The following is a 440-nucleotide window of genomic DNA, read 5'->3' on the forward strand; positions in this document are numbered from 1 at the left end:
GCGCAATTGAAAAACCTTAGCGTGCTATATTTTCCGTTTCCTGAGACGACCCCTATCATTACGACGAACTTGAGCTTCTCGGAATGGAGCAATGTATTTGGTGATGCTAAGTTGACGACTGCACTGCTGGATCGACTGACTCATCATTGCCATATCATCGAAACGGGTAATGAATCCTATCGTTTTAAGCAAAGCACGGAGGAAGCCAAGCAGCGTATAAAGAAACGAGAAGCAGAGAAAGGAGAGTTATTTTAACCGTCGATCAGTGAAGAAAAAGCAACAGCAATTGATCGATTTATCCACAGCAGTGTAGTACGCTACATTGCTTAAATGCCTGGTCAATATTCAACGAGCATCGCTGGTCAATATTAAGTGAGCGTCAACAATCTTGGGCATTTCGGGGTATCTCTGGTGGCACAAACAGGTTTGCAGTTTGACCT

At 43.9% G+C, this 440-nt stretch carries 1 protein-coding gene; it reads left to right on the plus strand.

From position 1 onward, the window contains the following. The coding region (locus tag ACTJJG_RS19040) for an ATP-binding protein (protein ID WP_319619776.1) at nt 1-255 on the plus strand (255 nt) is incomplete at its 5' end. Nucleotides 256-440 lie beyond the last annotated feature (185 nt).

The sequence above is a fragment of the Acinetobacter sp. 22512 genome (genome assembly GCF_052044755.1).
GTDB classification, from domain to species: Bacteria; Pseudomonadota; Gammaproteobacteria; order Pseudomonadales; family Moraxellaceae; genus Acinetobacter; species Acinetobacter pittii.